The sequence below is a fragment of the Brevirhabdus pacifica genome, from assembly GCF_002797755.1.
Classification (GTDB): Bacteria; Pseudomonadota; Alphaproteobacteria; order Rhodobacterales; family Rhodobacteraceae; genus Brevirhabdus; species Brevirhabdus pacifica.
On record NZ_PGFI01000010.1, the window covers coordinates 1 to 1,036 of the forward strand.

Annotated in this window: 1 protein-coding gene and 1 pseudogene; both read right to left on the reverse strand. The window is 63.7% G+C overall.

Features of this window, described 5'->3' with window-relative positions; genetic code table 11:
- Window positions 1-356, reverse strand: a pseudogene (locus tag CLV77_RS00185) (endonuclease); the annotation flags it as partial.
- Window positions 343-936, reverse strand: a complete 594-nt coding sequence (locus CLV77_RS00190; RefSeq protein WP_076981358.1) for a helix-turn-helix domain-containing protein — start codon at window positions 934-936, stop codon at window positions 343-345. The gene CLV77_RS00190 and the pseudogene CLV77_RS00185, both read right to left, overlap by 14 nt.
- Window positions 937-1,036 lie beyond the last annotated feature (100 nt).

Consider the following 1,036-nt stretch of genomic DNA (forward strand, 5'->3'; position numbering starts at 1 on the left):
TGGGTGGTCTGTCCGAGCTTGGGCTTGAAGCCCGCATCCCACCGTTTGGCAAAGCGCTCGGTCAGGTCCTTGATGTCACCGGCCTCGAGCTTCGCCTTGCCGTCCAGAAACCCGCTACTGTCCACGATATGGGTGGACTTGGTGGTGAGGTAATCGAGCTGGTTTGCGAGCTGTGATTTGGTATGCGTACCCCCGCCCCGGATCGCCTTGAAGACCGCTGGCCGATGCCCCGCTGCCGCGCGCGTAAGCTGGGTCTGCTTGGCGACATGCAGCCCCTGCATCGAGCCCCGGACGCGGCTCCAGCCATCCCGAAAGACCTCGCCCGTGACGGCATGGACGGCATCATTCAGCCGCATGGGCAAACTCCCTCAGCGCGGCCGTGGCCCGCAGCTGCATCGCGTCTCGACGGCGGCGCAGGAGCAGATCGATCTCGTCTGCAGAATCCAGAATGAACCTCGCCAGCCCGCGCATCTGCGCAAGGCGCAATTCGGTAAACTCGGCACTCGCGCCCCCCACGGCCCCCTGCTCCCGCCGGTTGGCCCGCGTCATCTGCTTGGCAATTTGCGCGACCCCATTGCCGACCTCATGCAGCGAGGCGCGGTAGCGCGCCATCTCGGCCGCCATCTGCGCGTCCGGAACGAACACCCCGCCTGCCGCCTGAATGAGCCGCCGCAGCCCCTCGGCACGGCTCTCGATCCCCGCCTTCGCCAACACCTCGTCAAGCGCCGCAAGCTCCGCAGCCGTGACCTTCACACTGACCGCTGAGACCGGAATTGCGACATCCGTCTGGCGCTCGGCATCGGCTTTGAGCGTGTACTGGATCGCCCGCACGGACACGCCAAACCGTTCCGCCAGCACTGAAGTGGAAACGCCTTCCGCGGCTTCGCGAACGATCTCCATGCGGTCCGCATCTGTGAGACGTTTTGAGCGCGACATGCGAAGAAAGACCCCCTATTTCCTGCCACCTTCCACCAAGGCTGCCCCTACCTTACGATAATATACCTAGCTGTCAATTATATACTTACGTCGCATTCAG